Source organism: Jannaschia faecimaris (assembly GCF_900107415.1).
GTDB classification, from domain to species: Bacteria; Pseudomonadota; Alphaproteobacteria; order Rhodobacterales; family Rhodobacteraceae; genus Jannaschia; species Jannaschia faecimaris.
Map to the genome: position 1 here is coordinate 85,841 of NZ_FNPX01000008.1, position 22,664 is coordinate 108,504.

Annotated in this window: 17 protein-coding genes, 1 tRNA gene and 4 pseudogenes; 13 read left to right on the top strand and 9 right to left on the bottom strand. The window is 56.1% G+C overall.

Going from position 1 to position 22,664, the window contains the following annotated elements; genetic code table 11:
* Nucleotides 1–52: 52 nt before the first annotated feature.
* Nucleotides 53–328: a DUF2312 domain-containing protein gene (locus BLV27_RS10680; protein WP_092645752.1), complete on the top strand. Its 276-nt coding sequence runs from the start codon at nucleotides 53–55 to the stop codon at nucleotides 326–328.
* A gap of 27 nt (nucleotides 329–355) precedes the next feature.
* On the opposite strand, the gene BLV27_RS10685 is transcribed toward BLV27_RS10680, so the two are convergent.
* Entirely contained in the window at nucleotides 356–1,219 is an 864-nt protein-coding gene (locus BLV27_RS10685) for a hypothetical protein (RefSeq protein ID WP_139176601.1), read from the bottom strand.
* Between the two features lie 82 nt (nucleotides 1,220–1,301).
* Here BLV27_RS10685 and BLV27_RS10690 point away from each other — a divergent pair, with 82 nt between their 5' ends.
* Both BLV27_RS10690 and BLV27_RS10695 read left to right on the top strand, forming a co-directional pair.
* Nucleotides 1,302–2,954 (top strand): ABC transporter permease, encoded by a 1,653-nt coding sequence (locus BLV27_RS10690; RefSeq protein WP_092645756.1) that lies wholly within the window; start codon nucleotides 1,302–1,304, stop codon nucleotides 2,952–2,954.
* A 9-nt stretch (nucleotides 2,955–2,963) separates the two neighbouring features.
* Nucleotides 2,964–3,039, top strand: a tRNA-Thr gene (locus BLV27_RS10695).
* Between the two features lie 118 nt (nucleotides 3,040–3,157).
* On the opposite strand, the gene BLV27_RS19345 is transcribed toward BLV27_RS10695, so the two are convergent.
* Nucleotides 3,158–3,313 carry a hypothetical protein gene (locus BLV27_RS19345; protein WP_170831425.1) on the bottom strand — a complete coding sequence of 52 codons (156 nt, stop codon included), beginning with the start codon at nucleotides 3,311–3,313 and terminating at the stop codon, nucleotides 3,158–3,160.
* An 83-nt stretch (nucleotides 3,314–3,396) separates the two neighbouring features.
* Between BLV27_RS19345 and BLV27_RS19350 the strand changes: the two genes are divergently transcribed.
* A complete protein-coding gene (locus tag BLV27_RS19350; RefSeq protein WP_170831426.1) occupies nucleotides 3,397–3,573 on the top strand; it encodes a hypothetical protein in 177 nt (58 codons plus the stop codon).
* Here BLV27_RS19350 and BLV27_RS19745 read toward each other — a convergent pair.
* Both BLV27_RS19745 and BLV27_RS10700 read right to left on the bottom strand, forming a co-directional pair.
* A pseudogene (locus BLV27_RS19745) lies at nucleotides 3,573–3,701 on the bottom strand (IS5/IS1182 family transposase); the annotation flags it as partial. The gene BLV27_RS19350 and the pseudogene BLV27_RS19745 sit on opposite strands and share 1 nt — an antisense overlap.
* Nucleotides 3,702–3,931: 230 nt before the next feature.
* Nucleotides 3,932–4,501 (bottom strand): HNH endonuclease, encoded by a 570-nt coding sequence (locus BLV27_RS10700; protein WP_092645758.1) that lies wholly within the window; start codon nucleotides 4,499–4,501, stop codon nucleotides 3,932–3,934.
* 307 nt (nucleotides 4,502–4,808) lie between these two features.
* Between BLV27_RS10700 and BLV27_RS10705 the strand changes: the two genes are divergently transcribed.
* Complete coding sequence (locus BLV27_RS10705; protein ID WP_170831427.1) at nucleotides 4,809–5,468, top strand: hypothetical protein; 660 nt, start codon at nucleotides 4,809–4,811, stop codon at nucleotides 5,466–5,468.
* Between the two features lie 424 nt (nucleotides 5,469–5,892).
* Here BLV27_RS10705 and BLV27_RS10710 read toward each other — a convergent pair whose 3' ends face one another.
* Nucleotides 5,893–7,017 (bottom strand): NAD(P)/FAD-dependent oxidoreductase, encoded by a 1,125-nt coding sequence (locus BLV27_RS10710; RefSeq protein WP_092645762.1) that lies wholly within the window; start codon nucleotides 7,015–7,017, stop codon nucleotides 5,893–5,895.
* A gap of 251 nt (nucleotides 7,018–7,268) precedes the next feature.
* Between BLV27_RS10710 and BLV27_RS10715 the strand changes: the two are divergent.
* Nucleotides 7,269–7,955, top strand: a pseudogene (locus tag BLV27_RS10715) (integrase core domain-containing protein); the annotation flags it as partial.
* 122 nt (nucleotides 7,956–8,077) lie between these two features.
* Here the strand turns inward: BLV27_RS10715 and BLV27_RS19085 are convergent.
* Nucleotides 8,078–8,584, bottom strand: coding sequence for a hypothetical protein (locus tag BLV27_RS19085; RefSeq protein WP_139176603.1), 507 nt, complete (start codon nucleotides 8,582–8,584; stop codon nucleotides 8,078–8,080).
* 505 nt (nucleotides 8,585–9,089) lie between these two features.
* On the opposite strand from BLV27_RS19085, the gene BLV27_RS10720 reads away from it, so the two are divergent.
* The 4 genes and pseudogenes from BLV27_RS10720 to BLV27_RS19555 all read left to right on the top strand — a co-directional run bounded on the left by BLV27_RS10720 (nucleotide 9,090) and on the right by BLV27_RS19555 (nucleotide 11,606).
* Nucleotides 9,090–9,524 (top strand): homocysteine S-methyltransferase family protein, encoded by a 435-nt coding sequence (locus tag BLV27_RS10720; protein WP_425283655.1) that lies wholly within the window; start codon nucleotides 9,090–9,092, stop codon nucleotides 9,522–9,524.
* Nucleotides 9,449–9,919: pseudogene (locus BLV27_RS20210) on the top strand (homocysteine S-methyltransferase family protein); the annotation flags it as partial. The gene BLV27_RS10720 and the pseudogene BLV27_RS20210, both read left to right, overlap by 76 nt.
* A 432-nt stretch (nucleotides 9,920–10,351) precedes the next feature.
* Complete coding sequence (locus tag BLV27_RS10730) at nucleotides 10,352–10,966, top strand: DUF6854 domain-containing protein (RefSeq protein WP_092645768.1); 615 nt, start codon at nucleotides 10,352–10,354, stop codon at nucleotides 10,964–10,966.
* Between the two features lie 439 nt (nucleotides 10,967–11,405).
* On the top strand, nucleotides 11,406–11,606 hold the full coding sequence (locus tag BLV27_RS19555) for a hypothetical protein (RefSeq protein WP_211605503.1): 201 nt from the start codon (nucleotides 11,406–11,408) through the stop codon (nucleotides 11,604–11,606).
* 289 nt (nucleotides 11,607–11,895) lie between these two features.
* On the opposite strand, the gene BLV27_RS10740 is transcribed toward BLV27_RS19555, so the two are convergent.
* Nucleotides 11,896–12,720 (bottom strand): class II glutamine amidotransferase, encoded by an 825-nt coding sequence (locus tag BLV27_RS10740; protein ID WP_092645770.1) that lies wholly within the window; start codon nucleotides 12,718–12,720, stop codon nucleotides 11,896–11,898.
* Between the two features lie 98 nt (nucleotides 12,721–12,818).
* Between BLV27_RS10740 and BLV27_RS10745 the strand changes: the two genes are divergently transcribed.
* Nucleotides 12,819–14,234: a preATP grasp domain-containing protein gene (locus tag BLV27_RS10745; protein WP_092645772.1), complete on the top strand. Its 1,416-nt coding sequence runs from the start codon at nucleotides 12,819–12,821 to the stop codon at nucleotides 14,232–14,234.
* Between the two features lie 547 nt (nucleotides 14,235–14,781).
* Here the strand turns inward: BLV27_RS10745 and BLV27_RS10750 are convergent.
* Nucleotides 14,782–19,254 (bottom strand): chemotaxis protein CheB, encoded by a 4,473-nt coding sequence (locus BLV27_RS10750; protein ID WP_092645774.1) that lies wholly within the window; start codon nucleotides 19,252–19,254, stop codon nucleotides 14,782–14,784.
* Complete coding sequence (locus tag BLV27_RS19355) at nucleotides 19,217–19,483, bottom strand: hypothetical protein (protein ID WP_170831418.1); 267 nt, start codon at nucleotides 19,481–19,483, stop codon at nucleotides 19,217–19,219. Before BLV27_RS19355 ends, BLV27_RS10750 begins: the two co-directional genes overlap by 38 nt.
* On the opposite strand from BLV27_RS19355, the pseudogene BLV27_RS10755 reads away from it, so the two are divergent.
* Nucleotides 19,391–20,101 (top strand): annotated as a pseudogene (locus BLV27_RS10755) (IS3 family transposase); the annotation flags it as partial. The gene BLV27_RS19355 and the pseudogene BLV27_RS10755 overlap by 93 nt on opposite strands.
* A 330-nt stretch (nucleotides 20,102–20,431) precedes the next feature.
* On the top strand, nucleotides 20,432–22,654 hold the full coding sequence (gene glgB, locus BLV27_RS10760; RefSeq protein WP_092645776.1) for a 1,4-alpha-glucan branching protein GlgB: 2,223 nt from the start codon (nucleotides 20,432–20,434) through the stop codon (nucleotides 22,652–22,654).
* The last annotated feature ends 10 nt before the right edge of the window (nucleotides 22,655–22,664 follow it).

Here is a 22,664-nt window from a genome sequence, read left to right on the forward strand (position 1 = left end):
CGTCCCCGGCGGTAGCGAAGGACGGGCAAGCCGACAAGAGGAGCAGGGAAAAATGGCAGATCTTAAAGTCGTCGATGACGGCCCCGCAGACACCTACCGCGTGACCGCTGACGAACTGCGGCAGTTCATCGAACGCGTGGAACGTCTGGAGCAGGAAAAGAAAGACATCGCTGAGCAGGTGAAGGAGGTCATGGCCGAGGCCAAGGGGCGCGGCTACGACACCAAGGTGATGCGCAAGATTATCGCGCTGCGCAAACGCGAAGCCGACGACGTCGCCGAGGAAGAGGCGATCATGGACATGTACAAGGAAGCGCTTGGCATGAGCTGACGCCAGTTGCCCTGATCCCCCACGGGGTCAGGGCACGATGAACGTCAGATCGTCCATCGACCTGAGGCGGGCGACGTCCCTTTCATACAGATCGGACAGGCCTGCTATCATCTCCTCTGACCAACCAGGCAGGGCGATATCGGGCGCAACCGCAGCCTCGTCCGCGTATTTGCCGAGGAATGCGGTGACGACCTTGCGCCAGGTTGACTGATCGGGCGTCGGATTGTCGCGAATGTAGTTTTCAAATCGACGAAACCCTGCGGGCGTCATGATCTGACGCAGGATCGCATCCTCGCCTTTCATTTTTGCATCGATACCCGCCACGCCGTGCAGCACGTCCGGCCAGATCAGCGGCAGATCTTCATTGCACCAGATCGTCAGCGGGACATCCGGACATGCCGCGCGGATCTGGGTGATCGGTTCGGACCAGGTGATCTGCGAAAGGTCGTGGCCCGACAGAAATGCGTTAAAATCGGTGGCGGAGGAGGCTTCGAACAATGCCGGTACGAACGTCGCCGGGTTGCGCATGGCGAGATGGAAGCTGACATCTTGCCCAAGAAAGATATCGCGCAACATCTGCGTCCGCTTGGCGGCGTCCGAGTAGATCGAGCGCCCGCTGAGGACCTTGGCATAGACACCGAGGAAGCCCTCGTAGCTGAGGATGAGGCGATCGGCCTCCGTTTCTTCGAGCAGTTCCTGCATCAGTGGATTGCCCATTCCGGGCACCAGGTTTCCGCCGCCTTGGAGGGCCTTGCGAATGGCCGGTCGGGCCTTGCCAGCGGCGGGGATAGCGACCGAATGCTGCAATAAAAGGGCACCGTTTTCGGACAGTGTCTTGAGGATAAGGTCTTCGTCGGTGCAGTGTGCACCCAGATGAATAGCGATCTGCACCAGCCCGGCCCCTCGGTTCTTTTGACGCAACTTAGCCGTGGCCCGCTGGACAGGCAAACGCCAATGCCGTAGCGCCAGGGCCATGTCCGACGGAAATACTCAGACACCGGCACTCTGGCACCCCGACCTCTGGTCGTTGGGTGCGGTGTTGATTGCGACGCTGGTGATGGTGCCGATTGTTGCGGTGATCTGGATGGCGTTTTTTCCAACCGAAAACATTTGGCCCCACCTGCTTTCGACAGTGCTGCCGCGGTACCTTGGAAATACGCTCATTCTGATGGGCGGGGTGGGCGTGTTCGCCGCCATTGTGGGTACGGGGACGGCCTGGCTGGTTTCGATGCACGATTTTCCAGGGCGTAAAGTCCTATCTTGGATGTTGCTTATGCCGCTGGCGATTCCGGCCTATGTCGGGGCCTATGCGCTGGTCGATTTCCTCGAATACGCGGGGCCGGTTCAGGTGGCTCTGCGCGCAAGCTTCGGATGGCAGAGCGCCGCTGATTATGCCTTCCCTGACATCCGCTCCATGCCCTTCGCGATCCTTGTGATCGGCCTTTCACTCTATCCTTATGTTTACCTGCTGGCGCGCGCCGCCTTTGCCGAACAGTCGGGGGCTGGTTACGAGGTCGCCCGCGCCTTGGGGGCCGGACCGTTTCGCCGTTTCGCCTCCGTCGGCTTGCCTCTCGCTCGTCCGGCCATTGCGGCGGGCGTGGCCGTGGTGATGATGGAGAGCGTCAACGATTTCGGTGTCGTCGATTTCTTCGGGGTGCAAACGCTTACGACGGGAATTTTCTCCGTCTGGCTCTCGGGTGGCAACGCAGGGGGCGCGGCTCAGATCGCGTGCGTGATCCTGCTGGTTATTGCATCGCTTGTTTTACTGGAGCGGCGCTCCCGCGCACGGCGGCGATTCTGGCAGGCGGCGCGATCACAGCGCCCCGTGAGCCGCAGCGTGGTCTCCTCCGGGGCAGGTTGGGCCATGGCCTTGGCCTGTGCGGTGCCGATCTTGCTGGGCTTCGTCTTTCCCGTCGGCGTGATGGGCTGGCATGCGATCTTTGCCTCCGGGGGATGGGTTGCGCCGGGATTGTTCGGTGCGCTCGTCAATACCGTGACGGTTGCCGGGATCGCGGCGGTGGTGACCGTGGCTCTCGCACTTTTCATGACCTATGGCGTGCGCATGACGGGTCGGGCGTTGCCGCGCCTGTTGTTGCCAGTGACGACGATCGGGTACGCGGCCCCCGGCGCTGTGCTGGGTCTTGGTGTTCTGATCCCGCTTGCGGCGCTCGACAATCGGGTGGCGGACATGGTGGTCGGGGTCACGGGATGGGATCCGGGGTTGATCCTGACAGGTTCCATGTCTGCGCTTGTCTTCGCATACGTCGTGCGGTTTTTCGCGATCGGGCAGGGGGCGGCAGACGCTGCGTTGACCCGGATTCCGCCGTCGCTGCCCATGGCGGCGCGATCCTTGGGGCAGGGGCCGAGCGCGGTTCTGCGTCGCATTCACCTTCCCCTGATGCGAGGGTCCGTGGCGATGGCCTTGTTGCTCGTCTTCGTTGATGCGGTGAAGGAGCTTCCTGCGACATTGCTTCTTCGTCCTTTTGGCTTTGACACGCTGGCGACCCGGGTCCACGATCAGGCCTCGCTGGAGCGTCTCTCCCAAGCCGCGCCTGCAGCACTCGTAATTACGGCCGTCGGACTTCTCGCAGTCCTCTTGCTCGCCCGGGCAGACGTCGCTAGATGATGCCCCAGTGCCCCTATAGCTCAGCTGGTAGAGCAACTGATTTGTAATCAGTAGGTCCGCGGTTCGAGTCCGTGTGGGGGCACCATTTAAAAACAACGGGTTAGTGGTTGATCTGATGATCCTTCTAACGCGTCTCTGCAACAAATCTGCAACATTCTGGTATTCTGCAACGGGCGACCCGAAGATCGCCCGCGCATGGGATTCTAGACGTTGATCGGGAAGGACCAGAACCGTTCGCCGGTTTCTGCGCATTTCGCGAGGCGGATTTCTGTCGTGTCAGCGAGGCAGATGATCACCGAAGTCAGGTCGAGGGTTTCCTCGAGGTCACTCAGCGCAGCCTTGATTGTCTGCATGTCCATTAGTCTTACTCCTATGTTGACCGAGCGCGCCATGCGCTGCGGTTCGCCGCAAAGACCTTATCGGGAATGAATGCTGCTTCATCATGGGCCAGGATGCCGTCTTTGATGCCGTAACCACGCGCAGACTCCCCGTCCTGACCGGCTGGGACGCAGACGACGGACGAGTGATTGTACAGATGCAGTTCCGTCAACGTGCGCCGCTTGGTCGCGATGGGCAGACCTATCGTTTCCCACACGCGGGCGATCTTGACGAAAAGTAGTTGGGACTGATGAAGATAATCCCGCTCGACATCCGCTGGTCATCAAAGCGCTGCACTCCATGGCTCTTCGGACAGTGCGGACGAAGCCGTGCCATCTGAGCGTTGCTCAGCCAGTACAAGTCGCTCATGTCGTGCCCCGAAATTCGGGAGCTTGAACCAAGCATTGTCGGGAGTCGCAACCAAATCAATGGATCTTGAGCCGAATATGCCCCACGGTGGGAAGCGTGGGGCCTGGATATACATCTCTAGCAGTCAAGTTTTTACGCTGAAATGAAACGAGAAGCCGACAGCAAGCTCAACTGCAAATCTGGATGGACTTCCGTCTGTTGGCAATCTCGCTAGGTGTTAGCGGCTTGTCTTACCTAGTGTGAGCAATGCGATGGCAGGTTGGGCAAAGGCAGATTAGGTCTTCCGTACTTGTCACGGTAACATCATGCAGATTGCCCAGCGGACTAAGGTGGTGGACCTCAATCAGGTATTTATCCCGTTCCCACTGCAGCCTAAATCCGCAGGTCTGACATGTGTAGTCGTCAATAACCTTTCGTTGTTCGACAAGCTTAGGGTCCCTGCTACGCCTGAGGTAATGCTGCTCTTGAAGGATGCCCTCAATCCCGGCTGCATATGCCGGGGAGCGCATGTCTACAGGATAAGCCTCTTTGCGGTAGTCTGGTAGTAAGCCCCATACGCCTTTTCCGTGCCCATTTACCGAATAAAACACCGCCCGTCCTCTGTAGTTTTTTGAGCTTTCGGCGTTGTCTTCTACTGTTCTTCGTATTGTGGCTGGAGACTGCTTAGTCCAACTTGCACCCGCTTTTTGGCGCTTTTCCTGCGCGAGTGGGTAAACTTTTTCATATGGCGCTTCTCCACCCAACTCGTTGTAGACTTCTATCAGGTCGAACAACCATGACCCCGGTTCGATATTTGCCATAGTGGGTAAGTCTCCGATTTAGCCCGGTCCGATTTCCGACTGTAGGTCATAGCGCACATCATGCTATGGACTTTTGAAGTTCTTTGAGACACAAAATAGGCGCATTTCGGGACACACAGCGCAAATGCTGGTCTGATTATCCTTTGAAAAACAGTGCCTTCTGGGTCGCTCAGAAGTCATGAATGGCCCGTGTGGGGGCACCATAAAGGTCACTTGAAGGCTCTGTTTTTCAAGGATATCAGGCACTTCGCATCCATCTCGAGACACAACTTGGGACACATATGGGACACTTGCGATGGTGGTGATGATGAAGCTCAAATACGTTGACGATCTACCGGGGGGCCGTAAGCGATTCCGGCGTCGGTTCTCGAAAGCTGTTGCTGGGGTCTTGGGCGAAGAAGTCTTTCAGGTTCCCATGAAGGCGCGAGAGGGTGCTGCGCTGGCCACGGAGCAGGAAGCCCTCCTAACCGAATACGAAAAGATCGAGGCGAAGGCCAAGCGCAGGGCGGCGGGGCAAGGCGCGCTCTCTCCCCTTGAGCATTGGCGTGACGCCGTTGCCGAGGTCGCTGCCATGAAAGACGCCATAGTTGGCGACCTGAGTGAAGATGATCGGCAAGCGGTCTTGGGGGATGACCTCCAGCGCCGGGGTGCCGACCCGGTCTTGATCAGGGCCTTGATGACCCCCGGCGCAGAGGAGCCTACGGTGACCCTGCAGGATGCGAAAGAGATGTATCGGAAGCGTCGAGTCGATGGGTCTAGGGGCCGCTACAAGGCGAACCAGCTTGATCGCGTATGCGGGCGCGTGGAGGCGGCGCTCGGCTCTCTCCGTACATTGCCGCTGGTGGACCTGAAAAGGGCGCACGGGCGGAAGCTGGAGGGTGCCTACCGAAAGGCACGCAAGAAGGATGGTACACCCCTCGCTTCCTCCTCCGTTGGGGGCGACCAGTTCAGCCTCGCGGCCACCTAGGGGGGCACCTTGGGCTCGGAGCGGACGTTAGCTGCGCTCGGCACCAAAGTCCGGTCTGGGCCGAAAGCGCCGATTGGGCAGATTCGAGTGAAGGTCTGGAAAGTCCCGCTGAGCCGACCTGACTGACGGTCAGTCGCAAGCGGCCCATAGCGGAACTTTAAGCGGTCTTCCGATTTCGCATTGCGGCTTTCGGAGTGCGGCCGATCATAGATAGCGCAGTATTCTCGGCGATTGAATGATCAAGCCGCGGCCAATGCAGCCGTTCCGGTCGTTGGCGTGGGCACCTGCACAACGGTTGAAGATTCCAAGCAACGAGCAGCTGCCGACCTTAAGCTCCCAACATTCAACGCATCGCCCGATCTCTGGGCGTGACATTTGCCAAAAATGAACCGTTCGTGAGGCATGTCATCTGCCTTCGTTCAATTCAGGCGTTGAACCAGCGGGTACGGCGCGTCTCGTCGAAGCCGTTCTTGAAAGTCTTCCCCGCGACAGATGGCGGATGAAACACGGCCTCGAGTTTTGGGCCCGTCAGAAAATCAAGTTCGGCATAGCTCACGCGGCCATCGCCAAATTCGACGATACAGGTGCCCTGACCCGTATTGCGCTGCACGTCGCCGCCTGCGAGCTTTGCAAGGATGGAACTCGACACGGATTGGGCGGCGCTTTCTGCAAATGTGCCCGATTTGGGCAACCCGGTCGCCGCCATGTCACCGATTGCGTAGACGTCGGCGAACCGTGTCTCCAACGTCGGAAGGTCGATGGTAACCCAACCGTCTTCGGTCAATCCGCTATCGATCACCACCTGCGGCGGCTGATGTTTGGGCACGCCCAGGAACAGCCCGAAGGGCAGTTCGGTCCCATCGTCCAGCACCGCCAGCCCTGGTTCCAGCCTCACGACTGTTTTCTGCCGCAAAAGGCGGATCCCGTATTCCTCGAACGTATTCACTAACTCGTTGGCCATCTCTGCGGAGGCGGGCATAGGGCTGGACAGGGGCGAAACGAAGGTGATGTCGCAGGCGTCCCGAATACCGCGTTCGGTAAGGTAGTGATGCAGGGTAAGAGCGCATTCGCTGGGGCCTGGGGGGCATTTGTAGGGAAACCCGCAGATTCCGACGATAACCGGTCCGCCCGAAAAATCGGGCATGATATCGCGCAGCCGGTCCGCTCCGGCGTCGGAATAGAACTCGTTGCCATGCTCGGAAAGGCCGGGCGTCGCGGCCATGTCGTAATCCGCTCCCAGCGCGATCACCAGGAAGTCGGCCTCGTAGGTGCCGCGATTGGTGGTCACGCGCTTTGCCTCTGCGTCTATGGCGGTGATCGTCTCCTTGACGAGACGTATGCCAGGCTTGGCGAAGGAGGCATAAGGCAGGCGAACGGCGTCCAGCGTCGTCTTGCCGAACATCACATCAATCCTGGAATATCCAAAGACGAAGCTGTCCCTTTGGTCGATGATGATTACGTCGGCATCGTCGCCTAGAGACCGGGACAGAAGAGTCGCAAGCTCCATGCCGCCGAAACCGGCCCCGAGAATAAGAACGCGAGATTTCATGATTGACCCTTTTTGGCGTGACCGCCCTCAGAGTTATCCGAAAATGCGCCCGGTCACTGGGAGTAGGTCTGGTTAAGTCTCGGAGTGCGTTCTTACGGAAAAACGCACACGCTCAACAGGCAAGGTTTCATCCGCTTTGTCAATCAAGGGACAACTCCGTGTCGAGCGCCCAAAGCATGTTAAATACCAAGGGCAGGACGGCGCAGATGGTTGGAGCAGTTCCTGCCACGCTGGGTCGGCTCACGCCACGATGCCTCTATGCTTTGCAGCCGTCGATCCCGCATCTGACGCGGTCGGCTCTACACCGATGTCTTCAGCGGCATGGCATCTCCCGTTTGCCTGATATCGAGGGGACAAACCAAAGCGCCAGCAGTTCAAACGCTACCCGATCGGATTCTTCCACATCCACTGCCCGGCAGTGCATGTTTACATGCACGAGAGGGGACATCGCCGAGGTTCAGACCGCCGAGGGTAAGCTCCATCTCTTTGTCGGCATGGACCGCGCCAGCAAGTTCGCCGTGACCCAGCTCGTCGAGAAGGCAGACAGGAAGACGGCGTGGGAGTTCCTTCAGCACATGCTCGAAGCGGTACCTTACCAAATTCACACCATTCTCACAGACAACGGCATCCAGTTCGCCGAGCAGCCCCGGAACCGGAACAAAACCTATTCTCGGCCAATGCGCATTGATATGATCTGCGATGCCAACGGGATCGAGCATCGGCTGACGAAACCGAACCATCCGCGGCCCAACGGCCAAGTCGAGCGAATGTACCGAACGATCAAGGAGGCGACCGTCAAACGCTACCACTACGACAGCCATGATCAGCTGCGCACACACCTCGCCGACTTCCTGGCAGCTTACAACTTCGCCCGAACTCTCAAGACGCTCAACGGTCTCACGCCCTACGAATACATCTGCAAAATCTGGACATCAGAGTTGAGCCACGGCCAAAAACCAATTGTCAATTGCGCTGACCGGAGACGTGGTCGTGCCACTTCCAGTTGGCTACCTGAGTGGACGTATTGCCGGTGGCACGGCAACTACCATCAAGCCTCGTTTCATTCCAGCTTTTCCAACGTCACCGCAAAGGTACCCTCGACTTCAACAGCGTCCGAAAGGTCGATGTCGCGCCCGAAATTCTCCGAAGTGCCCAACATTCCTTGAACCCTACCGATAAGGCTGAGCTGGGATCCATCGAAGACGTAGCTTTCTAGAGTCACGGACAACGCGCCGTCCTCTTCGTCTTCACCACCAAAGAGCCGGAGCGTCGTCTCGCCGTTCTCATAGCGTGACAGCCCCATCTCCTTGCGGCTGGTGTTCCCGCCAGGGGCGTCGAAGCTCAGCGTGACCACCAGCGGATCCTCACCATCGTTGTTGAAAGCGCGGGCGTAGATGTTGATCGACGGCCAGTTTTCACTACCGCTCCAATCGCTCTGTCGGTCCCAGAGCGGAACGACCTGCTCCTCGCCTGCGAGGTTAAGGGTCAATTCCCCCACGTTTTGCGCATGGCCTGGCGCAGCAAAGCCGACGAGCGTAGTGAGAAGTGCGGCAGTTTTCAAAAGCATGAAATGTCCTCGCGTTGAACTTATGGCTTCAGCGTAGGAAAGATGTATGCGGTAGCGCAAGATGCGAGACTCTGGGCTACGAAGCCTCATTGTTGTAGACTACTATCCGAAGGCCGAGCGCGCATTGAGCGCGCCATGGCGAATAACGACATGGGTACCGAGGGGACATTTCCCGCATCCATCCACGGCGGCCCCTAGCGTCTGCGGCAGCGATGGTAGGCCTCAAAGCTCAACTTGGCCGATGCTGTACCTTGGACGATGGCCATTTTGGGCGCAGAGCGGACCTCCGCTGCGCGGCTTACGAACGTCAGCTATGCGGACAAAGCAGACATTGGTCGATTCCCATATGCGGATAAAGTTCATTCGTACACATTGAACCTCGGGGCAAATAATGAGACGCGCTTTCCTTGACAGCTTTCCGATTATCTTAGGGGAAGGGTCTATGTACGAGCGCCTTCGAAGTGGTGGGAGCGAAGGATTTGACCCCGCCATCGCCTATGCTGGAATGCTGTACGACGAGACAGGACGGGAAGTGCTCGCAGCTACACACCGCGAGTATCTCGATATTGGTCAGCGATATGGGCAGCCTATGGTGGCAGCTACGCCCACGTGGCACGCAAGTGCATCCCGCATCGCAAGATCAGCTCACGCCGGAAGAGCGATAAACGCCGATGGCAGTGATTTCATGAAGGCGCTTCGAGCAAGCTATGGGCCTAACGCTGCGCCGATTTTGATCGCGGGCGTGACCGGGCCGTTCGGGGATGGGTACAAGCCGGAGGAAGCTCCGGATACTATAGCCGCCATCAATCTACATACACCGCAGATTGCCGCGCTCGCCGAGGCGGGCACCGATTTTTCAAGGTACAGACGCTACCGAGTGTTGCTGAAGCACGCGGCATTGCCAAAGTACTCGGATCGACTGGCTTACCATACGTTCTGAGTTTCGTAATTCGCCGAGACGGTTGCGTCCTGGACGGCACGCCACTCGATCTAGCCATCAACGCAATAGACGAAGAAACTCAAAGTTCACCTTCAAGCTACGCCGTCAATTGCGTGCACACGTCGGTTTTCTCCGCAGCCTATTCATCAATCCATGCTCGCAGCGCAACCGCTGCCGAGCGAATTCTTGGCATAGATGCCAACACATCCGCGAAGACCCCTGAAGAACTCGACGGGCTATCAGAAATTGACACCGAAGCACCTGATGATTTTGGCAGAAACGTTTCGGCACTGAACGAGAGTTTCGGAATTGCCTATCTAGGCGGATGCTGTGGCTCCTCAACCGAACACATCGCTGCGCTAGCCGCTCAGTGCGTTGCGAGGGGGGATGTCTAGGATTGGTTTTCTACTCTTACATACTTGGCCGATGAACATGGCAACTTTGGGCTCTTTGCCATCATTCAACGCGTCGTCACCCCACGGCGGCTTCAGACCGCCAAACGTCCCGTCTCCGATCCATCCGTTTGAAAAGAGTGAAGCTTCGGCGTTACAGGAACGGCGACAGTCGTCCGCCATCTCAAACCAGACATCGCTCGATCCGATCCATATCGACCGCTCCGAGCCCAAAGCGGTCGGACCAAATAGCGTTCTTTGCAGTTGCCGTTATACGTCAGAAGACCGATCGGTTAAAATATGCTACCCTTCAATCAGTTCAGTGCATTGTATCCTATTCCAAAAAAGAAACTTCCCTTGAGGCAGACTTAAAAAAGTTAATCCAGCGGTAAAACATCCGTCAGCAGGCGACGTAACCCAAGGGAGGAAGAAGTCATGTCTTCACCAAAATACATGATGATAACCGTGGCAAAATGTGCGCCACAGCAATATGGCCAAGCGATCGAACACCTGGAAAGTCTGGCCAACGACCTAAAGACTGGGGCGGGGGCGGTGACAACCCGGCATGGTATTGTGGCGACAGGTGAGCATACGGGTCAGCTCATTCTGTTTCAAACGTATGAAGAAATGAATGGTATTGACCGGGCGTTTGGCGTTTACGAAAAGTCAGAAGCTTATAAGGGCCTTGTGCACGATATTGCTATCTCGGTCACGCTTCGAAACATCCTTCGCATTGAAGACGTGGGGCTTAAAAACCCGTCCAGCGATGTTCCAGCCTATGGCGTTGCCACGCGCGTAAAGTCGGCAGGGCTCGAATTGGACAGATTACGCGCAGCCGTACCTCACTTCGAGAAAAATGGAGCTATGATATTTCGGTACTGCACTATTCTGACAGGACCCACAGCGGGGCATAGACTTCTAGTCGTGGGCTACCCGTCGATGGACGCGGTAGAAAAGACATATGATGCGCTAAGAGGCAGCGCAGAATACAATGAAATTCTGGAGACCCATGAGATTGAATGGCGTAATATAATTCGCATAACCGGCTAAGAAGTCGGCATCAACTGCAGCGAATGGCCAGACTAGTGTCTGGCCATTTAAATTTCAGTGAACGGCGGTTTCGTCCCGCAAGTCGGTCATTGGCCCCTCGGACCTCGCTACAGTCGCGACCAATATCCGCTTTTCTCGCTGCGGTGCAGCTGGTGGCTTTGGTCAGTTACATTGCTGCATCTGCGAGTGTCAGCACCGAAGCATGTCTGCTTCGGGCTCCAAGGAGACGCTCGCTGCGCGAAGCGCCAATGCCCGCTTCAGACTGACTTCTTCGACCAATATCGATAAGGCGTCAGAACGCACTGATGATAGAATCTACAAAAGATCATCAGCTCCGATAGCCCTCTGAAATCCCGCTATAATTCTTACACCAAGTCCTGTGCCCATCCAAAACTGATGGCCTTACGCCGGTCTCAATAGATTTCATCATGAGATTAAGATGGCACTTTCCAAACAAGCGAAGACGCTGAACAAGAACCAGATAAGTGCTGTCCTTAACTATTTGAGAGGCCGAAGAAACCAGCTTCGCAATCAAGTGATCTTCCTGCTGTCGGTCAAAGTGGGGCTGCTCAGCGCCTTGACCTCAACCGAACTGCTGGAATTCTGCGAATACACAGATGAAGAAGAGGAACGGCATTGATAGCGCTCTGCGCTTGTCTCGGTGATGTTAACACGTTGGGCGGGAAGTGGACATTCCCTGCGCGGGTTTTGAACGTCGAACTAGCGGACCAATGACCTTCGCAATCCGGAGCCTTTGAGGCAGCGGAGAGGGGTTTCATTCTGCAGCGCCGCATGTCGAAGCGGACGTCGGACTCCGCTGCGGTGTCTTTGGCCAACCAACGGGAATTTAACCGCTTGCGAAAGGAGTGCTGAGCTTTCGCCCGCTATACCCGATGCACGATGCGAGGACATGCCAGCCAGCATGGATACTACGACCGGAGGCGTAACGGTGCCATATCAATGCGATAGTCTTCACCAACCCGAAACACGGTCCCATTGGGAACCTGATACCAGTCGTCCCCATGCGTGATCGGTTCAGATGCGACTTCTGCCGCAAGATAAGAGCGCTTCGGGTCATGATGCACATGCGGCTGACCGCAGATGGGACAGCTGTAAGTGTGATCGCGCACCAGATAGAAAAGCGACCTGTTCAGGCATGATCCGATCATATGCTCTCCGTTTGTCAGGATGATATTCAGCCCGACACGCGCGTCTGGATCAACTTCTGCCGACCACATTATGATCTGTTCAAGGCCGGCTCTTGCCGTCTCAAATAGACCGCGTTCAGGATGCTGCAGGAACAGCCCCATGAGGTATCGGAAGATGTGTTCGCTATCCGTTGTCCCTTCAATCTCGGATCGGTGCAGCGGATCAAAATGGTCCAGCATCTTTTCACGGACCTCGTCGAAATTTGGGATCGTCCCATTATGGGCAAAAATCCAGCGACCGTGATGGAACGGGTGGGTGTTTTCGATGCTAGTCCCGCCCACCGTGGCACGCCGAACATGGGCCACGACGGTCCGCGCATAGACTCGCGCTGCCTTTCGGCTGAAATGCTCGCCATGAAAGGCAGCCCAGACCTGTTTTTCAATCATCGGAGTTCCGTTGGGATATTCCGCGACCCCCCAACCGTGGCCATGCGCAAACCCCTGCATGTCACGCTTGCTCTGTTGCATCAGCGCGTTTTGCGATTTCACCAGGCTGCATTCGACCCTGGTCGGTTCATTGGCGTGCATAGCATAGAGACGGCACATGAATGGATTCTCCTCTTTGGGTCACAGAATAGGCAATTAATCTTGGCCTGCCTGACCGAGATCAAATCTCGTAGAGATATTTCACCCAAAAAGGATCTATGACGGATCGTAACCCACCTACGGATCGCGGGGATCAACGCCTTGTTGCAGACCTGCTTGATGACGAACCGGCACTGCTGTCATCACTGAATTTTGGACCGTATGTTGCTCAAGGGCGCGCTGATGGGCCATCCTTGCTGATCGGGGACCAGTCCGAAATTGCACTGTTTGTATCGGCACAGGCATCGCGGCTTGATTATCGCATGGCTTTGTTGGCAAAGTCCGGCGACAGCGTATTGGTCCGCAGGCGGGTCCGCTGTTTCGAGGACTATCTTGCAGAAGTTCTGGGGCAAGAAGACGTTACATACCTGCATGGATCCGCTGATGACGCCCGCCCGGTTGCGCAACAGGTACGCACATCCGGGAAGATTCTGGAAATGCTGGCCTACTCGGTACAAAGGTCGAGCGGCTTGATATTGAAACCCTACCTGACGACGGGCCACAGTTGGCGCTTGGCTCAAAGTCTGGGAGAGGCAACCAAATGCTGTATCCATGTCTGGGGGCCCTCACCAAGACTGGCGCAGCGGGTCAATAACAAGCTTTGGTTCGGACAGCTTGCCCGCAGCATTCTAGGCAATCAAGCAACGCCCCCCACGCAGGCGGCATACGGCCCGGCGGCGGCGGCAGGGTTGGTGAGCCGGATGAGCAGGACGTGCAGTCAGATCGTGGTCAAAGTGCCTGATAGCGCAGGCTCAGCAGGAAACCTTCGCCTCGACACAGCTACGGTTCGGGGCAAAAGCCTTGATGACCTGAGAAACTTCCTGCTGCGTCGTATTCGAACTTTCGGTTGGCAAGACACATACCCGATCCTGGTGGGTGTATGGGACGAGGATGTCACGTGCAGCCCTTCTGCACAGATCTGGGTGCCGCGTGTTCAAGATGGCCCACCTGTTGTCGAGGGCATCTTTGAACAACACGTCCGTGACAGCGCGGCCACCTTTGTAGGCGCATCGCCGTCGACCTTGCCACAAGTATTGCAGGACCATTTGAGCGCTGAGGCGTTACGCATTGCGGGCATCTTGCAGCGACTTGGATATTTCGGAAGGTGCAGCTTTGACGCGGTGATATTCCGCGCCGCTGACGGGATCGGCAAGATCCACTGGATCGAATGTAACGGACGTTGGAGCGGAGTCTCTATCCCGATGACAGCAGCAGCTATTCTTTCGGGGACGCGGCCTGGCCCAGCCATCTCGATTGTTCAGGAACTGCACCCTGGCCGTCAGATGCAAACTAAAGCCCTTTTGCAGCGGCTTGGTGACCTGTTGTTTCGGTTCGGGCATAACAAAACAGGTGTGGTTGTGATGTCCCCGCCTGAACACGACGATGGTACACAGATAAATCTGCTTTCGATGTCTCAGACGCAGGCTGATTGCGATGGAATTCTGCATGAAGCAATGCAACGGATTCTGGACTAAGAGTTGGTCGAGGTAAGCCGCTTGGCATTTCACCGCGAACGGCAGGTTCGAGCCATAGCTGCCGTTCATGCCTGATGCGGCAATCAGTTTCTTTGAGCCAAAATTACTTGGCAAGAGGCTCTTAAGGACACCCCAAGAAAATGCCGTGGAGTTCTTCAGCGCCGTGAATCGTTCTAGCCCTGATCTTGCCGCCGAATGTTTCTTGGATTATTTTCACGGTTTCACGGTTTCACGGTTTCACGGTTTCACGGTTTCACGGTTTCACGGTAGGAAGTCTTTCTTCTGGGCGGAAGGTCACAGAGCTGACGCGCTGCGATCTCGGTAGCTCAGTGCCTCCCTGTATTATTCAAGACGTTAATTTTCGTGTTGTCGCATGATGTACCTTATGAACGGCGCAGAATGATCGCCGTTGGTTCAAGCCATAAAGAATCGAGTCTAATGACTGCAACGCTGTATTGAACGCCACCGGTACGTCCCGGCTCTGGTTAAGATCGTGCACACTGACGGCTGTGCCTGCGTTGCTACAATCTGAACGTCGCAAGCCGCTTTAGTCCAGTACCTCGCGTAATGTGCGCGCCAATTCCTGCAAACCGTAAGGCTTGCGCAGTGTCCGGTAGCCACCCTTTCTGGTCTTCCCGTTTGGCTCAACCCCCTTTGAATAACCGGTAGCCAACAGGATTTTTACGGCAGGCCTCAAAGCCACCGCCTTTTCAGCCACATCATAGCCTGTCATTCCGCCCGGCATGACGACGTCGGACAGTACCAGATCGATATCTTCGCGCTGCTCCAATATCTTCATTGCTTGCGGGCCGTCCGAAGCGAAAACAACCTTGTATTGCAATTCCTCAAGGCGTGTCACAGTCAAGCGTCGGACTTTCGGATCGTCCTCGACCACTAGAATAGTTTCGGTCCCCGTTTCTGAGACTTTTTCGGATGTTAAAGCTTTTCTGGTCCCCACTCTTTCCACAGCAACGGGCAGGAATAGATTGATTGTGGCTCCCTGTCCGGCCTCACTGTAAATTGCTACGTGCCCCCCAGACTGTTTCGCAAAGCCATATACCATACTAAGCCCCAAGCCCGATCCAGCCCTCGGTCCCTTTGTGGTGAAAAACGGTTCGAACGCCCGCGATTGCGTCTCGGGAGTCATACCGACGCCCGTGTCAGTAACGGATAGACAAACATAGTCCCCCGGCATGACATCGATCTGAGTGGCCGCAAAGTCGGCATCCAGCGCAACATTCCGGGTCTCCAGTGTAAGAGTTCCGCCATTCGGCATTGCATCGCGCGCATTGATCGCCAGATTCAGGATCGCGCTTTCGATCTGGCCCGGGTCTGCAAGCGTTGCTTGAAGATCGTCAGCAAGCCGAGTTTCAATGTTGATCTGCTCATTTAGAGTACGCTCGAGGAGCGGAAGCATCGTTCTTACCAAGTCGTTCAAAGCGACGCTTTCCGGTGCAAGGGACTGGCTTTTCGAGAAGGATAACAATTGACTGGTGAGCGCTGCACCCAGACTTGACGCCTCCAGCGCCTCATCGATAAGCTCACGCAACTGGACGTCGTCGGTTCGCATTTCGAGTAATTCAAGATTTCCAATGACAACTGTTAGCAAGTTGTTAAAGTCATGTGCCAAGCCACCCGTCAATTGACCGACTGCCTCCATTTTCTGGGCGCGCTGCAATTCAGCCTGCCTTTTCTTATCCACCGTCAGATCATGAATGATCCCTAGAAAATGGCGCGCGCCGTCGATCTCCAATTCAGACACCGTCAGCCGGATCGGAACTCGGGAACCATCCTTGCGTCCCGCATCCATCTCGCGTCCGATTCCAATGATCTTCTTTTCGCCGGTCTTGATGTAATGCTCCAGGTAGCCGTCGTGCCTGCTGCGATCGGGTTCAGGCATCAGCATCTTGACGTTCTGACCAAGAACCTCATTAGCCTTGAATCCGAAAATACCCTCTGCGCCTGAGCTGAAAGTGCCAACAATTCCGTGCTCATCAATTGTCAGAATCGCCTCAGGCGCGGCATCAAGGATGGCGCGGAGCCGTGTTTCCCGATCCTGAATGGCTCGCTGCGCCTTCTTCTCGTCAGTTACATCTTCCACCACCAGCAGAATACACTCTTGGCCTTTCGGCCGCCCTTCGATCCGTCTGGCACTCAGGAGCATGTCTCTCCGTCCGAGACCAAAGGTATCCAGCTGCAGATCAAAGGCCTCCACCACAGCTTTCTCAGGCAAAATGGTTTCCAGAAATTCGCGTAGCCGAGGGACGTCCCATTGCCGGTTCTGGATCGAGAACAGGTCTCTTCCGATAATACCCGCCCCTTCCGTCGGGAACATTCGATCGAACGACCGACTAGCCGAGAGGATTGTGAATGTATCGTCAAGCACCAGCATTGGTTCACGCATGGTGCTGATAATGCTCTCGGCAAATTCCCGGGCATTTGCGGTCTCACGCTGCAAGGTCTTGAGGTCCGATACATCTACAAATGTCACCACGACACCATCAATCTTGCCTCTTTGCGTACGGTAGGGAAGAATGCGGCGAACGAACCAACGTCCATCTACGCTTTCAACTTCACGTTCGGCTGGAACAAGGGTTTCAAGGACTAATTCAGCGTCCTTGAGAAGGTCCGGATCCTTGACCTTGCCAGTGATGTCGCTGAATGGACGCTCGACATCTTTGCTGATCAGGTTGAACAACTCGCGTGTCGCTGGCGTAAACCGCATGATCTTGAATCCAGTATCGAGAAATAACGTTGCAATACCTGAGCTTGACAGCAAGTTATTGAGATCATCCGACATCCGACGTTCTTCGTCGATCTTCTGCTGAAGCTGGGTGTTAAGCGTTGTCAGTTCTTCATTCAGTGATTGCAGTTCTTCCTTGGATGTCTCCAACTCTTCGTTCGTCGACTGAAACTCCTCGTTCATCGACATGGCCTCTTCATTAACGGCCTTCAGTTCCTCCGTGGTCTGCTCATAATCACTGATAGTGTTGCGCAAATCAGTCCGCGTCGTTTCAAGCTCCTGTTCCAGCTGGCGATTTATTTCGGCGTTCGATTCTTCCGCTGCGGACACAACCGGAGTCGTGGGTTGGTCAGCGAAGGTGGCCAGGAACAACCTGGCTTCGTCCAAGGTCACCGGATGAACTTGAATCTCCACTCCGACTCTTTCGCCGTTGCGCGTGATCGTGGCCCTTTCCCTTACCCCTGTATCTTTCGTCCGCGCCGCCCGAATGGCGGTGCTCAGTCGCGCGCGGAGTCCCTCCCGGGCCATGGCGAGGAGATCACGGCTTGTTTCGCCTGACGGCACCCTGAGATAGTCATCCGTGGGCCCCTCGAAATAAAGGGCCTCTGACTGGTCATTCACAAGAACGGCTGCGGGGGCATAATGTTCGACGAGAAGACTTTGGCTCAACTGCGCCAGCTTGTTGCCAGTCGCTTGAAACGGCCTGCGTGTCGGAGCGGTCGCTGCATTGGTGAAAGGACGTTGCACAAGGGGGAAATCAAACGAGCGATTACGTGCGTGGTCCACGCGTTTGTAGATGCGGTATTTTTTCGACAATGGCTGAAAGTGCGCGCTATTGGTGCCAGTTGTCTCGGACATGCCGAGAAAAAGAATGCCGCCATCATTTAGGGCAAAATGAAACATCTGGATGACGCGTTCCTGCGCATCGGGCGTCAAATAAATCATCAGATTGCGACACGAAATCAGGTCAAGTTTAGAGAAAGGCGCGTCTGATAGAATGTTCTGGTTGGCGAAGACAACCGCATCACGCAATTCCGGTACCACGCGATAGCTATGATCTTCCTTTGTGAAAAACCGTTTCAATCTAATGGCGGAAACATCTTCGGAAATGGAATCCGGATAGACCCCATTTCGGGCTATCGTTAACCCACGTTCATCGACGTCGGATGCAAAGATCTGCAACCTTACGTCTTTTCGAAGATTTGTAATTTTCTCAATAAACAGAATTGCCAGTGAATAGGCTTCCTCGCCGGTGGCACACCCCGGAATCCATATCCGTACGGGCTGCCCAGGATCATGGGACTTGACCAGTCCTTCGATTACGGTCTTGTCGAGATACTCAAAAGCATCAGCATCCCTGAAAAACGATGATACGCTGATGAGGAGATCAGCACAGAGGCTTTTTGCCTCATCTTCCGAGTCCTGCAAGAGCGCGAGGTAGTCACCCGAATTCTCCATGTGCCGCAATGCCATCCGCCGTTCAATCCGACGTAGTAATGTGCCATCCTTGTAAAGATCGAAATTTACTGGTGAATGGGCCCGTAGGACAGCGATGATCTGATCCAATGAGCTCTTGGCATCCTCACCCAATACCTTTTTCGCTTGGGCATTTTGAATGAAAGGATGCCGGACATAACTGACGATAATGTCAGGCATCTTCGGAATCTCAACAACATAATCGACCGCCCCGGTCGCAATCGCGCTGCGGGGCATCCCGTCATGCGGTGCCTCGGCAGGCTCCTGCACCAGAACAATGCCGCCTTGTTCCTTAATCTCCCGGATGGCCGCTGAACCGTCACTGCCCGTGCCCGACAGGATCACTGCGATGGCGTATTGCCCCGAATCCTGGGCCAAGGACCGCAAGAAGAAATCAATCGGCATGCGCGTGCCGCGGCGGTCTCTTGGTTCAGACAGATGCAATACACCGGCCTTGACCTCTATGTATTTTTTCGGCGGGATGACATAGATATGATCGGGTTGCACGCGGATCTGGTCCTCGGCGAGTACAACGGGCATATCTGTGTGCTTGGCCAATAGATCGGCCATGAGACTCTTGTGATCCGGATCGACATGATGGACCAAAACGAATGCTGCGCCAGTATCGGAAGGGGCTGCGTCAAGAAAGGCACTATATGCTTGAAGACCTCCGGCAGAGGCACCCAAGCCTACGATAGGAACAATCAAATCAGCCTTTGCGGTTGCTTTCGCCTTGGCGACTGTTGCAGGGGCGGGCTTGGATTTACCACTTGCGGCAGGTTTTGCTGTTCTTCTCGCCATGCCACCTCAAATCCCGGCCAAAAAGGCTCTTTTCATGGTTTTGATGTGAGACGATCATGTCTTTCTTCGCCTCCCTTGCGCCAAGAAAACCGCCTTCATCCAGATTAGTAAAGGAAAACGTGTGCGTACCGCTGTGGTGCGGCAGAGCTTTGTGCGCTCTGACCGAACCTATGGTGCGCGTCGTGTCTGGCATGATGTGTTGGCGGAAGGCTTTGAATGTGGTCTTCACGGCATTGAGCGACTGATGCGCATGAACGCCCTCAGGGCTCGACCCAGATGTCGCCAACTTCCCAAGGATCAAGGCGAGCGATCCATCATTGCTCCAAATGTGCTTGAGCGAGAGTTTGAAGCAGATGGGCCAAATCAGAAATGGGTTGCCGACTTCACCTACATCTGGACTGCGGAAGGTTGGCTTTATGTCGCCGTGGTGATCGATCTGTTCTCACGTCGCGTGGTGGGATGGTCGATGAAGGACGCCATGACGGCGCAAATGGTCACAGACGCCCTAATGACGGCCATCTGGCGCAGAGGCCGACCCAACCAACTACTGCATCACTCAGACCAGGGCAGCCAATACACCAGCGAACCGTTCCAGCGTCTTATGACAGACAACGGCGTCACTTGTTCGATGAGCCGGTCAGGCAATGTCTGGAACAACGCTGCGATGGAAAGCTTCTTCTCGTCCCTCAAGATCGAACCGGTAAAGCACAAGGTCTACTGCACCCGTGATCAAGCCCATGCTGAGGTCTTCGACTACATCGAGCGGTTCTACAACCCGACACGTCGCCACTCGACCAACGGATACCTAAGCCCTATGCAGTACGAGGTGAGAGCGATGAAAGCTTAAGTTGCCGTCCACCAAACCGGCAGCAGCTCATTCCGTATATTGAGCGCCTGATGCGGGCGAGTATGATGCTTCCAGCGCGGTTTGGGCTGTTTATAAATGCGACGCCTGCCACGACTGCGATCTCGGCCACAGGCGTTGTTGCGGAGGCCAAACGTCGATCTTGTTTGCCGCCCCTAACGCTCTCAGGCGCGTCTAATCCAAGGGTTTGACGCCGTTGGGCATCCGATGAACACGCGGTTTGGTTGACGTGCCCTATCCGCGCGTGTTCACATTTGGGGTGTGTCACGGTTTAAAACTTTTCAACGCACTGATATTGCTGGAGTTGGAAGAATGTCGACGAACAAACTCGGGCAAAGTTCGACACGGCAACTCCCGGAATTCCTGACGAGTGATGCGCTTGCAGACCTGAACGCAGGTGCGCACAACGCGCCATTCGACGTTCTTGGCCCCCACAAAAGTGGAAATCGACGTTGGATCACGGCTTTTCAGCCAGGCGCAGTTGAAGTCGCCGCGACGGTCGCGGGCAAGCAGACACCGCTGTCCCGGATTGATGGTGATGTCTTTTCAGGCCCCGTTTCCGGCAAAGCATACACGCTGACGATGCGCTATGCGGACGGATCGGTTCACACGATTCAGGACCCGTTTGCTTTCTCCCCCGTGCTCACGGATTTCGATCGATATCTGGTCGGGGAGGGGACCCATAAGGAGCTTTGGCGAGTTTTGGGGGCCCATGTGGTCCGGCACCAAGGCGTTGAGGGCGTCCATTTTGCGGTCTGGGCCCCCAATGCTCGTCGGGTCAGCGTCGTCGGTGATTTTAACCATTGGGACGGACGCCGGAACCCGATGCGGCCTGCGGGTGATACCGGCGTCTGGGAGGTGTTCCTGCCTGAGGTCGGCGAGGGGGCCTTGTACAAGTACGAGATCCTGGGGGCTGACGGCAGCTTCGCACTGAAAGCGGATCCGGTCGGGTTCGGATCGCAGCATCCGCCCGAAAAAGCCTCGATCGTGCGCGATATCAAGGGCTACGGCTGGAAAGATCAGGGCTGGATGAAGACCCGTGCGGCCCGTTCGGATCGTGCCAGCGCGATTTCGATCTATGAGGTGCATTTGGGGTCGTGGCGGCGGCGGTACGATGACGGAGGGCGACCGCTCAGTTATAAAGAGCTCGCACGGGACCTCGTTTCATATGTCAGATTCATGGGGTTCACCCACATCGAACTTCTTCCCGTATCGGAATTTCCCTTCGATGGATCCTGGGGGTACCAGCCTGTCGGCCTGTATGCGCCGACAATCCGCTTCGGCCCGCCACATGAATTCCGTGACTTCGTCGAGGCCGCCCATGCCGCCGATATCGGTGTTCTTCTGGACTGGGTGCCCGGACATTTCCCGACGGATGATCACGGCCTTGCCCATTTCGACGGCACGTCGCTGTATGAACACGCGGATCCGCGCGAAGGATTCCATCAGGATTGGAACACGCTGATCTATAATTACGGTCGGCGTGAAGTGAAGAATTACCTGGTGGCCAATGCCCTATACTGGATGGAAGAATATCATCTGGACGGATTGCGCGTCGATGCGGTGGCCTCGATGCTTTACCGGGATTATTCGCGAAATGACGGTGAATGGGTGCCCAACAAGGACGGTGGGCGCGAGAATTACGAGGCTATCGCCTTCCTGCAGGAGATGAACGTTGCTGTTTATGGTGCCGACCCCAGTGTGATGACGGTGGCCGAGGAAAGCACCTCCTTCCCGGCCGTTTCGCAGCCTGTGCATACCGGCGGCCTTGGGTTTGGATACAAATGGAACATGGGGTGGATGAACGACACGCTACGATACATGGAAAAGGATCCGATCTACCGCCAGCATGATCATCACCTGATGACCTTTCCGATCGACTGGGCCTTCACGGAGAATTTCATCCTTCCAATCAGCCACGATGAAGTCGTTCACGGCAAGGGCTCAATGATCGGGAAGATGCCCGGGACCGAATGGGAGAAGTTCGCAAACCTGCGTGCCTACTATGCATTCATGTGGATGCAGCCGGGCAAGAAGCTTCTGTTCATGGGGTGCGAATTTGCCCAACCTGAGGAATGGAACCATAACGCCGAACTGAACTGGACGGTCGCCGATCTGCCCGCCCACAAAGGGGTGCAACACCTGGTTCGCGACCTGAACGCGCTCTACCGCGATACTCCGGCGCTACACGTGAACGATTGCCGCCCCGAAGGCTTTGCCTGGTTGAAGAACGATGCTGCGCAGTCAACCATGGGGTTCGCACGTTTCGGCGTTGCGAATGACGTACCTATTGTCGTGATGTGCAACTTTACGCCGGTTGAACGGTTGGATTTCCGTGTCGGCGTCCCCGAGCCGGGATATTGGGAGGAAGTCCTAAATACCGACGCCGCAATTTACGGCGGCGGGAACCGCGGTAATCTGGGCGGAACAGACACAGCCGGGGTGGCGGCTGACGGTCACGCGCAGTCGATCGCGCTGACCTTGCCGCCGCTGGCGGTGGTGGTCCTGCGGCTGCGACGCGAAGCCGGGAAATGACACGAGGGAG